Source organism: Eubacterium sp. BIOML-A2, from assembly GCF_009680135.1.
In the GTDB taxonomy this organism is placed as follows: domain Bacteria; phylum Bacillota; class Clostridia; order Lachnospirales; family Lachnospiraceae; genus Faecalicatena; species Faecalicatena contortus_B.
The window spans coordinates 1-15,106 of sequence record NZ_WKZK01000051.1 but is presented as its reverse complement, the minus strand read 5'-3'; the positions used below and the strand labels follow the sequence as shown (position 1 = coordinate 15,106).

13 protein-coding genes are annotated in these 15,106 nt (G+C 46.9%); 1 reads left to right on the top strand and 12 read right to left on the bottom strand.

Features of this window, described 5'->3' with window-relative positions; all coding sequences use genetic code 11:
- Positions 1-54: 54 nt before the first annotated feature.
- Positions 55-1,770 carry a diguanylate cyclase gene (locus GKG43_RS16555; protein WP_055150853.1) on the bottom strand — a complete coding sequence of 572 codons (1,716 nt, stop codon included), beginning with the start codon at positions 1,768-1,770 and terminating at the stop codon, positions 55-57.
- A gap of 632 nt (positions 1,771-2,402) precedes the next feature.
- Here GKG43_RS16555 and abc-f point away from each other — a divergent pair.
- The gene (gene abc-f, locus GKG43_RS16550) at positions 2,403-3,995 is read left to right on the top strand and encodes a ribosomal protection-like ABC-F family protein (RefSeq protein ID WP_083487000.1); all 1,593 of its coding nucleotides are present in this window, start codon (positions 2,403-2,405) and stop codon (positions 3,993-3,995) included.
- 392 nt (positions 3,996-4,387) lie between these two features.
- Here abc-f and trxA read toward each other — a convergent pair whose 3' ends face one another.
- The 11 genes from trxA to GKG43_RS22960 form a co-directional block, all read right to left on the bottom strand.
- Complete coding sequence (gene trxA / locus GKG43_RS16545) at positions 4,388-4,696, bottom strand: thioredoxin (RefSeq protein WP_025654999.1); 309 nt, start codon at positions 4,694-4,696, stop codon at positions 4,388-4,390.
- Positions 4,697-4,826: 130 nt separating this feature from the next.
- Positions 4,827-5,483, bottom strand: a complete 657-nt coding sequence (locus GKG43_RS16540; RefSeq protein ID WP_055150856.1) for a Crp/Fnr family transcriptional regulator — start codon at positions 5,481-5,483, stop codon at positions 4,827-4,829.
- A gap of 489 nt (positions 5,484-5,972) precedes the next feature.
- On the bottom strand, positions 5,973-8,054 hold the full coding sequence (locus GKG43_RS16535; RefSeq protein WP_070102302.1) for a penicillin-binding transpeptidase domain-containing protein: 2,082 nt from the start codon (positions 8,052-8,054) through the stop codon (positions 5,973-5,975).
- A 251-nt stretch (positions 8,055-8,305) separates the two neighbouring features.
- Complete coding sequence (purD, locus tag GKG43_RS16530; RefSeq protein WP_055150859.1) at positions 8,306-9,577, bottom strand: phosphoribosylamine--glycine ligase; 1,272 nt, start codon at positions 9,575-9,577, stop codon at positions 8,306-8,308.
- Positions 9,578-9,588: 11 nt separating this feature from the next.
- Complete coding sequence (gene purN, locus GKG43_RS16525) at positions 9,589-10,215, bottom strand: phosphoribosylglycinamide formyltransferase (RefSeq protein WP_055150862.1); 627 nt, start codon at positions 10,213-10,215, stop codon at positions 9,589-9,591.
- Positions 10,209-11,234 carry a phosphoribosylformylglycinamidine cyclo-ligase gene (purM, locus tag GKG43_RS16520; RefSeq protein WP_025654994.1) on the bottom strand — a complete coding sequence of 342 codons (1,026 nt, stop codon included), beginning with the start codon at positions 11,232-11,234 and terminating at the stop codon, positions 10,209-10,211. Before purM ends, purN begins: the two co-directional genes overlap by 7 nt.
- A gap of 25 nt (positions 11,235-11,259) precedes the next feature.
- Complete coding sequence (gene purE / locus GKG43_RS16515) at positions 11,260-11,772, bottom strand: 5-(carboxyamino)imidazole ribonucleotide mutase (protein ID WP_055150865.1); 513 nt, start codon at positions 11,770-11,772, stop codon at positions 11,260-11,262.
- A gap of 63 nt (positions 11,773-11,835) precedes the next feature.
- Positions 11,836-13,908: an aminopeptidase gene (locus GKG43_RS16510; RefSeq protein ID WP_055150868.1), complete on the bottom strand. Its 2,073-nt coding sequence runs from the start codon at positions 13,906-13,908 to the stop codon at positions 11,836-11,838.
- Between the two features lies 1 nt (position 13,909).
- Positions 13,910-14,284 (bottom strand): DUF6142 family protein, encoded by a 375-nt coding sequence (locus tag GKG43_RS16505; protein WP_055150871.1) that lies wholly within the window; start codon positions 14,282-14,284, stop codon positions 13,910-13,912.
- Positions 14,262-14,735 (bottom strand): VanZ family protein, encoded by a 474-nt coding sequence (locus tag GKG43_RS16500; protein ID WP_025654990.1) that lies wholly within the window; start codon positions 14,733-14,735, stop codon positions 14,262-14,264. The genes GKG43_RS16505 and GKG43_RS16500 overlap by 23 nt, the downstream gene beginning before the upstream one ends.
- A gap of 34 nt (positions 14,736-14,769) precedes the next feature.
- Entirely contained in the window at positions 14,770-14,919 is a 150-nt protein-coding gene (locus GKG43_RS22960; RefSeq protein WP_025654989.1) for a hypothetical protein, read from the bottom strand.
- Positions 14,920-15,106 lie beyond the last annotated feature (187 nt).

The following is a 15,106-nucleotide window of genomic DNA, read 5'->3' as shown; positions in this document are numbered from 1 at the left end:
CACCTGCGCTCACCGCTTACTCAATGTAACAGTTCAGGCAGGCCTGAACTGGTATCACTCAATACATAGAAAAGCAGCTTTCTGTTCCCATACTATTGACATTTTATTTAGATTTTCAAAGCTAGGACCACCGGAACTCCAGGAATGTCCGAGTTTACACTCCGGATACAGTTCTCTGAATTTCCTGTTTCCATACAGTAATAACCCCTCTTCCTTTTCAACCACGTAAATACATTCGTCCAGGCTGTTCAAAACCGTCTGATACTGCTGCATCTCCTGATTTACTTTTTTTACCTTCTTACTCTGCAGGAAAATGGACAGAACCTGGGATATCAGCGACAGTGTGCTCACCTCTTCCTGCGTCCACAAACGCAGGCCGGTACACTCATCAAATCCGACAAACCCACTGAAAACCTTCTCATCCCAGTAGGCACACTGCAGGGTGGAATGTATTTTCTGTCTGGCCAGCAGCTCTTCCTGTTCAGGTTTCAGGGTATGAATATCACGGCAGTAAAAAATGGAATCTTCCCCAAAAAGCTTCTCATAATCACCATAATCTTTAAACTCAAGATTTTTCAGATTGTCAATCTCCGGCTCAATGCCTTCGCTGCACCACTCATAAGTATTCGTAGTATACTTTCCATCGCTGGTATTTTCAAATACATAGGCCCTGCTTACATCAAATTGTTTCCCTACAACTTCTAAGACCGCATTAACCGCCTGATCCACATTCTCCGCCTGATATAGAATCCGGAATACATACCTGGCCAGATTATCACCGCTTTTAGCATATCTGTTTTCCGATTCAATCGCTGTCTTGGGTGAACTGTATTCCATCATTCCCAGCTCATATGCCTTATTACAGTCATAAATGACATAATGATTCTTCCCCTGACTTTTTGCCTGGTATAAGGCCAGGTCGGCCTTTCTGTACATTTCCTTAAATGTCCGCCCGTCCCTGGGGTAAATCGCTGCCCCGATGCTGCATGTGATACACGCCGGACTTTTCTCCTTCTCAAACAAGTGCCGGAACATGCGCAGAAGATCCTCCGCCTTTTTCTCCGCATCCTTAGGTGTTACAATGTTCTTCATAAAAATGATAAACTCATCTCCACCGATTCTGCCCACAATATCGCTTTCCCGCATCAGTCCCTTCATCCCAGCCGCCATCTCAGCCAGGACGATATCCCCGACCATATGTCCGTTCGTATCATTGATCTGTTTAAAATTATCTGTATCGATCATAAATAATGCGCCCATGGCATTACTGTTTTCCACAATATACCTCTTAATCTGCTTCTCTGTCTCCGCACGGTTATAAATCCCGGTCAAAGAATCTTTCTCCGCAATGTGCTGCAGCGGCTCTATCTTCTTTCTTTCACCCGTAATGTCCAGGCCGATGCTATAGTAAGACGGAATACCGTCCCCGCAGTCTTCCCCACTAACATAACAAAGCGATATGGTCCAGATTCTTTCTGCTTTGGAGCGTGTATATGCCCTTACCTCGAATACAACATGCTCTCCGGACTCTGTCAGATTGCCAGCCAATACGCTTGCACGTTTGAAATCCTCCGGATGCAGATAGGTGCATTGGCTATGGAGCTCCTCTTCAAACTGTTCCCTGGTATATTCGATCATTTCCAGGAAAATGTCATTATACCATAAAATCGAACACAGATCCCGTGCATCCAGCCGTATCATACCCGCGGGAACCAGCCTCAGAATAGCGTCTCGTTCCTGATCCCGTTTTCCACTGTTCTCCATTTTCATCTCTATCTTCTCCTATTCAGCATCTATATGTACCATTGGCTTATCCGCTTGATCATTTTATATATTGCTATTTTACAATCACGGGTATTATTCAATCTCCGTAGGTATATTATAAAGCCTTTATAAAACAATTGCCATAGAAATAATATTTCCAAATCTCTATTGGCACTTCAAAATACACGCAGCAGAAAAAATAAATGAGATTCTGGCCCGTAAATGTATGATACATGAAAAATCCCATCGTTGACTTTTAGATTGATATCTGCTACGATAATTTCAGATTAAAATAACAGATAGGAGATGTTAAGATGAAGAATTTTTTCTGCTAATTTATACCGCATAACAAAATGTGCTGACACGGGGACTTGGTCCGTTTTTTTGTTGTGCAATCGCAGAAAGGTTCATTCATTTGCTTCTCTTCACTTGATAGACAGCAGTCATTGACTCGCATGCTCTCAGCGCGCTCCGTTTAGAGGACTGGCGTTTTAACAGAGTATCTGAACTGCCATATTGGATCAGAAGCCGCAGGAATTAACTTTTCTGCGGCTTTCTTTTTACGTATCCCTGTCCTGCCCGCCGCAGGAGGGGGAGAACATCACATATGTCAGAACACAGATACGGAGGTATGCCTTATGTCAAGAATTCAAATAACAAATTTAACTTTTTCATATGATACAAGCTTTGATCCTATCTTCGAAGATGTTTCTTTTCAGATAGACACAGACTGGAAGCTGGGATTTATCGGCAGAAACGGACGCGGAAAGACCACATTTCTCAATCTTCTGCTTGGGAAATACGACTACAGCGGCACGATTTCAGCCAGTGTAGATTTTGAATATTTTCCCTATCCGGTAGAACATCCGGAGGAAATGACGCTTTCAATCATAGAGGATGTCAATCCCCTTGCAGAGAACTGGCAGATATGCAAAGAACTTAACCTGCTGGACGCTGATCCCGAAATCCTGTACCGCCCCTTTTCTTCCCTCAGCAACGGAGAGCGCACAAAAGTACTTTTAGCGGCACTGTTCTTAAAAGAAAATGCATTTTTACTCATCGATGAGCCCACAAACCATCTGGATATCAGAGCCCGGGAAAAAGTTGCCCGGTACTTGAGCAGCAAAAGCGGCTTTATCCTGGTCTCCCATGACCGTGCCTTTTTGGACGAATGCATAGACCATGTTCTCTCCATCAATAAAGCGGACATCGAGATACAGAAAGGAACCTTTACTTCCTGGTTTGCCAATAAAGAAGCGCAGGATAAAATGGAACTGGAACGCAATGTCCAGCTAAAGCAGGATATTCGGCGCCTGGAGGAGGCTTCCCGGCGAACCGAACGCTGGTCAGATAAAATCGAAGGTACCAAAACCGGAACCCGTATAGCCGGCCTGCGCCCGGACAGAGGCCATATCGGCCGCCAGTCTGCCAAGATGATGAAGCGGTCCAAGTCCACACAAAAGCGGCAGCAAAACGCGATCTCCGAAAAAGAGCATCTCCTGAAAAACATCGAGACAGCCGATGATCTTAAACTCAATCCGCTGCGCTACCACACAAGCGTACTGCTCTCTATGGAAGACATCTGTATCGCCTACAAAGATACGCCCGTCTGCCAGAATATCAATTTCACAGTACGTCAGGGAGACCGCATCTGCCTGAGAGGAAAAAACGGATGCGGCAAGACCAGCCTGATCAGGTTAATCCTGGGGGAGCCTGTTCCATATACCGGCAGCCTGCATCTCGGAAACCAGGTGAAACTATCGTATATCTCCCAGGACACCTCCTGGCTAAAAGGTAACCTCACTGATTTTGCCGCGCAATGGAACCTGGATGAAACCCTATTTAAAACACTCCTGCGAAAACTGGATTTCAGCAGAATACAATTTGAAAAAAACATAGATGAGTACAGCGAGGGCCAAAAAAAGAAAGTCCTGCTCGCCAAAAGCCTCTGTGAACCCGCCCATCTGTTCATCTGGGACGAGCCCATGAACTTCATCGACGTATTCTCCCGTATGCAGATTGAAAACCTTCTGCGGGAATATCAGCCGACAATGATCTTCGTAGAACACGACGAGGCATTCCAAAATAAGGTGGCAACATTGGTGGTGGATCTGGAGGGGGATAAGGGGACGCCTGTCCGGAATGGGGAGGGGTTGCAGACGGGGGCAGCGGATGTTGGCTGGATGCAAGGTGCTTTATTTTTCCGTTATGTATTATGCTATGTTATGTAATACGAACGTCTGCTTTCTGTAAGTGCCTTGTATCCCATACACATCCGCAGCTCCCGCCTATGGGGCGCTTCCGTAAAGGAGGGTTTCTGTCTGCCGGATGCGCCAGCTGTGGGGAATCGTGACAGGGGTCTTTAGGATGCTTCATTATGGCATTACAGCCTCTTCATCAAAATAAAAGCCAACATATGAACTGACAGCAGGACTGCCAGTCCTGCTGTCAAGCCGACTCAAGCGGGAATGCATCCGGCATTCCCGTGTTTGTCGGCGGTGTTCATCATGTTGGCTTTTATTTTGATTAGAGGCTGTTATGCCGTAATGCCGCATCCCAGAGACCCCTGTCACGATTCCCCACAGCGTCCCCATACCAGCCATCCTCTCCTTCACATCCCCCTCTACTCGAACATGGAGAGGACTGCGCTTTTGGGTTTTGCGCCCAAATCTTTTTTTACGACTTTTCCGTCTTTGAATACCATGAGTGTTGGTATGCTCATCACTCCATATTTTTGCGCAATTTCCATCTCTTCATCGATGTTCAGCTTGCACACTTTTGCATCTTCTTTTTCTTCTGCGATTTCTTCTACTACAGGAGCCATCATTTTACATGGGCCGCACCAGTCTGCATAAAAGTCTACCAGTACCGGCTTTTCTGAGTTTACTACCTCCTGCTCGAAATTCTGTGCTGTAAGTTTTATAACTGCCATAATTTGTTTCCTCCTTTAATTTAGATGCTCACTATTTTAGTTGAGTAAGAATTGTTTGCTTTGTTTATATTGTAAGTATAACATGATCTATTATTCTTTCTGTGACATAATCACAAAACAGGCTTCTTATTTATACTTTGCCCAATTTTGCCGCATCCAATACTTCAATGTGGCCGCGTGTAAGTTTTACCAGACCGTCTGTCTGAAATTGTTTTAGCAGCCTGGTCACGACTTCTCTGGCGGTTCCGATATCGCGTGCCAGGGCATCGTGGGTGATTTTGAGGGTATCAGAACCTGCCAGTGAGCGGTGTTCGAGTATTGTATCCGCCAGCCTGGAGGCTACATTGGAGAATACGTACTGGTTAAACAGCCACATGATATCCGAAAATTTTTCAGAAATCATTTCCAGAGTGTAGTCCTTAACCTTCGCGTTCTGCTCGCTGATCTCCCTGTATGCTCCTTTGGGAATTGTACAAATGACAGAACCCTGCTCCAGCTCCATATCCAGTTCGATATCCAGTCCCTTCATCATACATGCCGCGCTCAGGATACTGACGTCTTCATCCACCAGCCTGAACAGCGTAATCTCGCCCCCGCCGGGGGAAGTCACATAGACTCTGGCCTGACCGGATTTGATAATCTGCACACCGGCACATTCCCGTCCTCCATAATGAAGGATTGTGCCTTTCTCATATGTACTTTCTACTACCCGCTGCGCCAGTGCGTCCTGTTCCCTTTTTGTTAAATCATCCCAAAAGGGAAGCGTCCTTTTCAGTAATTCCTTCATAATAAACGGTCCCACCTGTCATATCAAAATTTAGCTGTTTAAAAAATATGTTTGAAAATAATCTCTCTTGATTGCATAATAATTATTTTTATGCTATATTAACAATATAGCAAGAGCAACCGTAAAGGTTGACCTTTGAAAGATTATGTGAGAAATTCCACCCAGTACCTGTCAAAGTAAGAGGGTGGATTTTCTTATGCTAATGGCTCATAAGATAAATAAAGGTCAGCAGTGCAATCAGGAACATTCCAAATTGCATGAGATCCTTAAAATCAAACGGTTTTTTATCCATTTGCACCACCTCCCTTCTATGTAATAAGAACGGGAGGCCAACCACCCTGTTTACGGTTGTTCTTGCAATGATTCTAGCATAAGTCTCATCTCAATATTTATACCTTAATCCAAATATCTTTATATATTATTACATATTTTGCCTTTTAATAATAAACAAAAACTCTTCTTGTAAATTGTTCACTTTCCCCTACAGCATTACTGCACATAAGACGCCACAAATTCCTTCACTTTAGCTGTCACATATCCGCTGCCGCCCTTGCTCTTTACATCTTCTACCATACCGACTGCAAGCACCGGCTTTGCGATATCCTCTGTCGTTCCGCAGACGAACCAGCCTCTTTCTACTCCGTCCGTATCGTCCTGGCTCTCTTTGATTTCCGCAGTACCGGTTTTACCAAGCATCAATACGCCGTCTATTTTTGCGCTTGCTCCCGTGCCGGAAGGATTTTCGATGACCTGGATCAGGTCATTCTTCACCAGTTCAGCCGTCTCCGGCGAAACCACCTTTTCCTTCCATACTTTGCCCTCAGCCTGCTCTTTATACAGAATTGTGGGCTGAAGCATATTTCCGCTGTTCGTAAACATGCTGTACATAGACAGCATATGAACCGGATTCACCAGCAGCTGCCCCTGACCGTAGCCAGTATCCGCAAGCTGGATCTCGGAATCAATATTGTCATCGTCGTCATATGTGGATTCAGAAAGTGTCAGCTCAAACGGCAATTGTTCATCAAATCCCATGTCCTTAAAATACTCACTGATCGTGTCCGCACCTATATCCAGCGCGGCCCTGGCAAAATAAATGTTGTCTGAGTAAACCAGGGCATTTTCCAGATTCACCTCAGAACCATAATCCGTCAGCGTTGTTACGTGATAATCGCCCCAGCTTCCATCCTTCTGCCAGCTTAATCCCACATACCCCATATTGGCATCCGGCTGGATCTTCCCGGATTCCACACCGATAGCGGCTGTTATCGCTTTGAAAGTGGAGCCCGGAACCCATGACGTATTAAATCGATTGGTCAACGGCTTATTTTCATCGTTATTCAGTTCCTCCCAGCGCTTCTCGGACATGCCCATGATAAATTCGTTGGGATCATATCCAGGTGTACTCACCAATGCCAGTATTTCTCCTGTCCTGGGATTCATGGCTGCAGCTGTGCCCGGATCTGATGCAAACTGTTCATACGCTGTTGACTGCAGCCCGGCATCCACTGTTACCTGAACATCCTTCCCATTCTCCGCCGGTTTCAGGGCCAGCGTTTCGATCTCCGTCCCCTCTTCGTTCACGATCACAATGCTGCATCCGTCAACGGCTTTAAGTTCATCCTCCAGGGCCCTTTCCAGGCCTGACTTTCCAATCACACTATTCTCATGATACCCCTTTTGTCCCAAATCTTCAAGTTCTTCCGCAGTCACGGCCTGCACATATCCCGTAAGCTGGCCTGCTGCCGCGCCAAGCGGATATACCCGCTCCTCCTTATCATTAATCATGATTCCCGGTATCTGCAAAAGCTCTTGTTCGGCAGGGTCATTTTTGGCAAGTTCTTTCACCGGTACAAACGAATCGTCCTGCACATAAGAAGCGCTCAGTCTTTCATTGATATTATCCTCAGTCATCCCCAGGATTTCCGCAATTTTCTTCACGGATCCCGCTTTGTCTTCCCCCAGTTTGCCCGGGACGATTCCCACTTCCGATACAATCCCCTGGCCGGCAAGCATCTGGCCGTTCCTGTCCAGTATGGATCCCCGTGCTGCGGTCTGGGTGCTGATCTGCACTTTATAACCATCCTGCAAAGAGGGAAATATCAGAGTAGAGTCCCAGACAATCCGGTAATCCTTCCCCTCTTTTACAAACTGCATCTTATTATCAAATGTAAGTTCATCTGCCAGAGTATCCATTGCAGTTGAGTAAGAAAGCACTGCCTTCTTCTTGCCTTCTTTATAATCAGGCTCTCCCTGAACAGTCACCTTTATGTCTTTTGCCTCTATTCCCTCGTAAATATTCTGGTTCCGCGCCGTAAAATCTTCCTGGGAAATGTCTTTTTTTGTGTCCTCACTCAGCAGCTGATACATCTCTTTATACTTGCCCTCGTTCAGCAGAGAAAAATACTGCCCGGCTGCATCCTGGGGCGTTGTCTTAACCCGAAGAAGCCACCATGCCAAAACCCCAGCCAGTACCAGCAGAACAATTGCTGCCGCCACTGCCAAAATGATCTTCTTGTTCCCCTGTTTTTGCCTTCTTTTCCTGCGCCTGTATGCTTTTCTGTCTGCCAATATCAATTCCCTGCCTTTCTGTGAACCCTTTATGATCCTCTACTGCTTAATGAATACACATCACCTACTTCTTAATATTACATTTGTAATCCTGCCCTGTCAATATCTTTTCAAAGAGGCTTCTTCCTCCTTTGCACCCCTTAGCATAATTTTCTAAATGGGACTGTCCGTAGTTTTTGGTAAGTCATCATATATTATAAAAACAGCAGGATTCCCGGTGCTGTTCCCCTGAAACCCTGCTGTTTATTTTATTACGCTTCATCAATCGCTTTCCCGATATCATGGCGCATGTATTTATTTTCAAATTTTACCCATTCAGTTGCGGCATAGGCGTTGGCCCTTGCCTCTTTGAGATCTTTTCCTTTTGCCGTTATTCCCAGCACGCGTCCGCCGTTAGTAACGATCTTATCTCCGTCGAACTTTGTCCCTGCATGGAAGCAGTAATACCCCTCATGCTTTTTGAACTCTTCCAACCCGGTAACCTCGAATCCCTTGTCATACTGAACCGGATATCCATCCGAAGCCAGCACAACGCATACTGCCGCATTGTCCTCAAACTGAAGATCAATCTGGTCCAATGTACCGTCGATGCAAGCCTCAACTACTTCGATCAGGTCATTCTTCATGCGGGGCAGCACGACCTGGGCTTCCGGATCCCCGAAACGGGCATTGTATTCCAGCACCTTCGGTCCATCCTCCGTCAGCATCAGCCCGAAGAAGATCACGCCTTTGAATGCTCTTCCCTCTGCCGCCATGGCATCTACCGTGGCCTGATAGACATATTTATTACAAAACGCTTCTACTTCCTTTGTGTAAAACGGGCTTGGGGAAAATGTTCCCATGCCGCCGGTATTCAGCCCGGTGTCTCCGTCCCCGGCCCTCTTGTGGTCCTGCGCGGAGGTCATCGTCTTAATGGTCTTTCCGTCAACAAAAGAAAGTACAGATACCTCACGGCCCGTCATGAATTCCTCGATTACCATCTCATTTCCTGCGGAGCCGAACTTCTTATCCAGCATGATGGTCTTCACGCCTTCCTTCGCCTCCTCCAGGGTATTGCAAATCAGAACGCCCTTACCAAGCGCCAGCCCATCCGCCTTCAGGACGATCGGAAACTTTGCTGTTTCCAGATAAGTAAGCGCCTTGTCCGGATCTGTAAAGTTCTCGTAACCTGCTGTCGGTATGTTATATTTCTTCATCAGATCTTTTGAAAATGCTTTGGAGCCTTCCAGAATTGCCGCATTTTTACGCGGCCCGAATGTACGGATTCCAGCGGCTTCCAGTTCATCCACAAGACCGCCCACCAGCGGGTCGTCCATGCCCACGATCACAAGGTCAATCTCTGCCTCCTTCGCAAAAGCTGTCAGCTTGTCAAATTCCATGGCTCCGATATCCACACACTCTGCATACTCCGCAATTCCTGCGTTTCCGGGTGCACAGTACATCTTTTCCACCTTGCTGCTCTTTGCCGCACTTGCCGCAATCGCATGTTCTCTTCCACCGCTTCCTACAATCAATACCTTCATAGCAGCCTCCTCTATTTCGTAATTACTGTTTTTCCGTCCACAACTCTTACTTTATCATTGGCAATCAAATCGATCGCCATGGGCAGGATCTTCCACTCTGCCTGTTCCATCACTCTGCGCTGCAGAACCTCCGGGGTGTCCCCCTGCTCTACTTCTACCGCCTTCTGCAGGATGATCGGCCCCGTATCCGTCCCTTCATCCACAAAATGCACCGTTGCACCGACCACTTTTACGCCGCGCTCCAGGGCCGCTTCATGTACCTTCAGCCCATAATATCCTTTTCCGCAGAAAGCCGGTATCAGAGACGGATGAATGTTGATCATGCGGTTCTTATATTTTGCAGTCATAGCCGGAGGTATCACAACCAGAAATCCGGCCAATACAATCAGGTCGGGCTCATATGAATCCACAGCCTCCAAAAGCTTTGCATTGAACACCTCTCTGGATTCGTAATCTTTTGGGGATATGCAGCAGGCGCTGATCCCATTCGCACGGGCGCGCTCCAGCGCACGGGCATTTTTATTATTGCTGACCACGCCCACGATCTCCGTATTCGATATGGCGCCGCCTTTGACGCCGTCGATCACCGCCTGCAGATTGGTTCCGCCGCCTGACACCAGAACAACGATCTTTAGCATAAGGTAACTCCTTTTTCTCCGGCTTCGATCCTGCCGACTACATACGGATCTTCTCCGGCAGCCTTAATGGCCTCCATAGTCTTATCCACATCTTTCTCGTCCACTGCCATGATCATGCCGAGTCCCATATTAAACGTGTTGTACATCATCTGCTCTTCAATCTCGCCGTCCACGGATAACATATGAAAGATCGGCGGAATCGGATAGCTGTCCTTTCGGATTACCGCACGGGTATCATCCTTGAGCATACGCGGAACATTCTCGTAAAATCCGCCGCCTGTAATATGGCTGCATGCCTTAATGGTTACCCCTGCTTCTTTGATGCTGCGCAGTGCCTTTACATAGATCTTTGTCGGTACAAGGAGCGCTTCTCCCAATGTCTTTCCAAGGCTGTCATAATATGTATCCAGCGCCTCTCTCTTCATGTTAAATACATTTCTCACAAGGGAGAATCCATTGCTGTGAACACCTGAGGATGCCATGCCGATCAGCACGTCCCCGGCCTTCAGGTCTTTGCCTGTAATCAGGTCTTTTTCATCTACAATACCCACTGCAAATCCAGCCAGGTCATACTCATCTACCGGATAGAAGCCCGGCATCTCCGCCGTCTCCCCGCCGATCAGGGCCGCATTGGACTGCTTGCATCCCTCTGCAACACCGCTGACGATGGTTGCAATCTTCTCCGGTTCATTCTTGCCGCATGCAATGTAATCCAGGAAGAATAAGGGCTCCCCTCCCGCACAGGCAATATCATTGACACACATTGCCACGCAGTCAATGCCGACTGTGTCATGTTTATCTAAAATAAAAGCCAGCTTCAGCTTTGTACCTACACCGTCTGTGCCAGATACCAGTGTGGGCTTCACCATATTTTTAAACTTCTCCAGGGAAAATGCGCCTGAGAACCCGCCCAGATTCGTCAGTACCTCTGATCTCATGGTCTCCTGCACATGCTTTTTCATGAGTTCCACTGACTTGTAGCCAGCTTCTATATCAACGCCTGCGTTCTTATAATCCATATTATTTCTCTCCAATCTGCCGCTTCTATTTATTTTCAAGGTATGCTTCGTATCCGATTTCTTCCAGTTTGGCTGCCTTTCCCTGCACAGTCTCCTTCATCTCAACGGAGTATGCTTTCAACTTCTCCAGAAGCGCCTCGTCCGAAGTAGCCAGGATCTTGGCTGCCAGGATTGCTGCATTCATTCCGCCGTCGATTGCCACAGTCGCAACCGGAATTCCCGGCGGCATCTGTACGATTGAAAACAGAGCGTCCTCTCCAGCCAGGTTCTTCCCAGACATCGGCACGCCTACGACCGGCATCGGGAACAGCGCTGCGCACATCCCCGGAAGGTGTGCCGCCATACCTGCTCCTGCAATGATTACCTTTATTCCTTTACCCTCTGCGGCCTTTGCCCACTCGAAAAATACATCCGGCTCGCGGTGTGCTGAGATAATGGTCATCTCGTAATCAATTCCCAGCTTCTCCAGCATACTTGCAGCCTTACTCATAACCTTCAGGTCAGAGTCGCTTCCCATTACTATTCCTACTTTTGGCATGTCTCTTCCACCTTTCTCATTTTGTACGCTTCCGTATCTGTTCCATCCGAGCAGATACGCTCTTTAATTAAAGGGCTCGTTGAGAGCCTCTGTTCCTTCAAGTACGAACCTGCCATCCTTCAATAGTATAATATTATTTCCTTCTTTTGTCACTACACTTATTTCTTCTAACTCTTCATAAGGTATGGTTATATCTGTGTGGCACTGGAAATATGCCTTTGCCACGTCTTCTTTTCTCAGTATAGAGACGGTGTTGTCTTTTGCCACGATTTCCTTGCCGTTTGGATTGTACACCCGGATGTCCTCGCTCCAACTGTAACAGGTGTCCCCAACTGCAAAGTGAGGACCCATTTTTTCTGCAATCAGTATGGGCATTTTGTCTTCAATCCCGTACTTCTTCGCCGCCACATACGCCGTTGTGTTGGTGCCGATTGCGAATTCTCCGAGGGGCAGGGTTTTGTGGTTATGGAGAATATTTTCATAGATATACGTTCTGTTATCTTCCTCTTGCTCAAAGTTCGTGCATGTGTAATCTGTTATCATACCGTCTTTGAATGTAATCTTCAGGTTCGAATACTGCAGTTCATTCAGATAGACGCATCCCACATGCAGGACACCGTTTGTTCCCTCCAGTACCGGTGAGGTAAATACCTCCCCGACCGGAATATTGACATCGGCCACACAGTTCTCGAATAAGGTTTCCTTCTCCGGGTCTGCCAGGCGTCGCAGCTGCACTGTCAGATCCGTCTGGTTCTCTCCTTTTCCAAGAATGCGAACACACTCGCCCTGATCCAGGGCATCAATCATAACCTGCTGGACTTTTTCATAAAGCCCGGCATCCAGTGTGTTGATGCGGATCACTTCATCAAAAATGGCCGCATAATCCTCCCCGATCTCGGGAACCGGATAAGCAATAATGGTAAAACTTCTCTCTTCCCCTTTGATATACTGGTTTGTCATCTGCCCTGACCTGCTGTCAAAGTGAAGGGCCAGGGATCGCTGTGCCTCACTGCAGCTTACGGCCTCCGGCTTCGCCTTTGGAGAAAATGGCTTCTCTCCGAAGATTTCCATCACGGCCGGGCCTGCAAACTGTGCGGCCTGCTCTTTATTCTTTTCATAAGTATTTCTAATGACATCCAGCTTCCGCTCGATGTAGCGCTTGTCCATAAATAATGCCTGATCATGGCGGTGGTCGTATTCATACTGCTTGTTGGCAATGGCCCCGCAGTACCCGATCTTCAGATGCTCCCTCTTGGTTATAACACTGGAGGATGCCCGGTAAATCACCGGCTTAAGCCCCATTTTTGCAAAATTTTCAATGGCAAGCTTCACGACCTTTTCGAATCCGAGAGAATAGCGGATATTGACCACTGATTTTATGGACAGATCCTTTCCGGTGTTGATGAATCCGACACGGTACCCCTCCGTATACACATCCGCCATCTTCCGCAGAGTCTCCTCGGGCAGCCCGTTCAGGTGCCTGGCTGTTCCGAGCTCATTTTCCGTAATATATTCTCCAAAGCGGTACAGATACCTCTCGTCATCCAGATCCGCCCCCATTATGATATCCGCCGCAAAGGAATAACAGGGACAAATCTGCTCCTCAATCCGGTCAGCCAAAAATACGTCACAGTAATCGCTGGCATACCAATAAATCATGTCTTTCAGCGTCTTATATTCCGGCAGTTCCTCAGCTTCAAAACTATTATAGATTTCAATAAACAGTTCATTCTGTATGGTCAGATAATCCAGGCGGTTCTCAAAAACAAAAGGTATTCCGCCCCGCAGCTCTGTGTACAGAAGACTCAATAACTGCCCGTATTCTTCTCCCAGCTTCTTTACCGCATATGCCGGATCCGCATAGCTGTGCCCGTAATTCTCCTCCAGAATATCCGCGTACAGAGTCTGGTTGATATCCTGCATCTGCCTGAGGCTTAAATGCTCCCACTCTCCACTTTCGATCAGCTGCCGGACGTCCTCCAGCTGAAGTAGGAATGCCGCTGTACTTTGAAAAAAGGGCTGGAAAGCCCCACCAACCGATTCTTCCACGGCCATCCTTCTGATCCTGTCTATTGTAAGCTCATGCCGTTCTCCGAACTCACTGTTTCTTTCTGCCTGCCATTCTTTCTCTTCCATATTACATTAGACCTCCTAAAAATATCGCTGCCAGGCCCAGCAGAATTACGATATTTCCCGCCATGCCTGCTTTACAGGTTATATAACGCTTTTCTCGTTCCCGCATTCCTTTTACCGATGCCCGGATTCCAAGCGCCGCCAGCACGATAGAGACAATGCCCATTCCTCCGATCAGCCCGAATGTATTGCCGCGCATGACAAACGCCGCCAGAATGCAGATCAGAAGGATCGCAAGCGCGCTCCCCGCATAGACGCAGGAATAGATCCCCATACGGGAGTGCTTAAACTTGGCCTGCCCGTATTTTCTGGAACCCCGCTTCTTGCGGTTCTTTTCCTTTTCCTTCTGTCTGTCTTTAGTACTTTTTGCCATGCCCATAATGTCTTCTCCTTATCGTATTGCAAATTGAGAACAAAATATATCCCAGCACGCCGCCAATCGTGTTCAGCAGAAGATCATCCACATCAAAGCTGCCTACCTTAGTCAAAAGCTGGAAAACCTCCACGCACAGGCTCAGTCCAAAACTGTAAAACAATGTCATAAAAAAACCTCTGGCCCTGCTTGCCATGGAAATAAAAAACCCGAAAGGCATGAATATAAGAATATTTCCGAATAAATTAGTGAATACCGCGAAGGCTCCCAATTCTTCCCGGTATTCGATGAATCGCTTTATCTCTTTGAATAGTACTAAATTATACTGGTATTCCCTTGAAACACCAGTCCGCCCGTACCAGTCTGAAAAGATCAGAAAATAAAGGAGAAAGAAAATGTAAAGAACAAACAACACTTTCCCCAGGGTACGGATCTTTTTTACTTGTTTCTGGCTCAAAATTTTACCCCTTTAATTTACTGAGTATTCTCGGTTAAAATGTAATCTGATTCTTGTTTTTCAGAAGGCGGGCGCCGTTAATAATAGAAATAATCCCCGCTGCCACTCCTGTCACAATCATAATGATCCCCAGCACGATGCTCCCCACACCTGCGCTTTGCATAGTCTTGTAGGCTTTTTCCATAATGCTACCTCCTTACTTTACGCGGTAGTGTCAAGTTTCACTACCTTTTTTTATTGTTAAACCTTGATTTTATGGGAGTTTGCAATAAAAAGAGCATTGACCTCCCTTTTTCTGGTATAATGTCAATCGCCAAACCAACCTTAAACCAAGGAGACAATGCTCATGGACATTATACTGTATTTACTTC

Excerpts from the sequence above, each read along its gene's own strand:
- GKG43_RS16540 (WP_055150856.1), bottom strand. The coding sequence starts at position 5,483 with ATGAAGGAATTACTGAAAAGGACGCTTCCCTTTTGGGATGATTTAACA.
- purE (WP_055150865.1), bottom strand. The coding sequence starts at position 11,772 with ATGCCAAAAGTAGGAATAGTAATGGGAAGCGACTCTGACCTGAAGGTT.
- GKG43_RS16510 (WP_055150868.1), bottom strand. The coding sequence starts at position 13,908 with ATGGAAGAGAAAGAATGGCAGGCAGAAAGAAACAGTGAGTTCGGAGAA.
- GKG43_RS16505 (WP_055150871.1), bottom strand. The coding sequence starts at position 14,284 with ATGGGCATGGCAAAAAGTACTAAAGACAGACAGAAGGAAAAGGAAAAG.
- purN (WP_055150862.1), bottom strand. The coding sequence starts at position 10,215 with ATGCTAAAGATCGTTGTTCTGGTGTCAGGCGGCGGAACCAATCTGCAG.
- purD (WP_055150859.1), bottom strand. The coding sequence starts at position 9,577 with ATGAAGGTATTGATTGTAGGAAGCGGTGGAAGAGAACATGCGATTGCG.
- GKG43_RS16555 (WP_055150853.1), bottom strand. The coding sequence starts at position 1,770 with ATGAAAATGGAGAACAGTGGAAAACGGGATCAGGAACGAGACGCTATT.
- purM (WP_025654994.1), bottom strand. The coding sequence starts at position 11,234 with ATGGATTATAAGAACGCAGGCGTTGATATAGAAGCTGGCTACAAGTCA.
- trxA (WP_025654999.1), bottom strand. The coding sequence starts at position 4,696 with ATGGCAGTTATAAAACTTACAGCACAGAATTTCGAGCAGGAGGTAGTA.
- GKG43_RS22960 (WP_025654989.1), bottom strand. The coding sequence starts at position 14,919 with ATGGAAAAAGCCTACAAGACTATGCAAAGCGCAGGTGTGGGGAGCATC.
- abc-f (WP_083487000.1), top strand. The coding sequence starts at position 2,403 with ATGTCAAGAATTCAAATAACAAATTTAACTTTTTCATATGATACAAGC.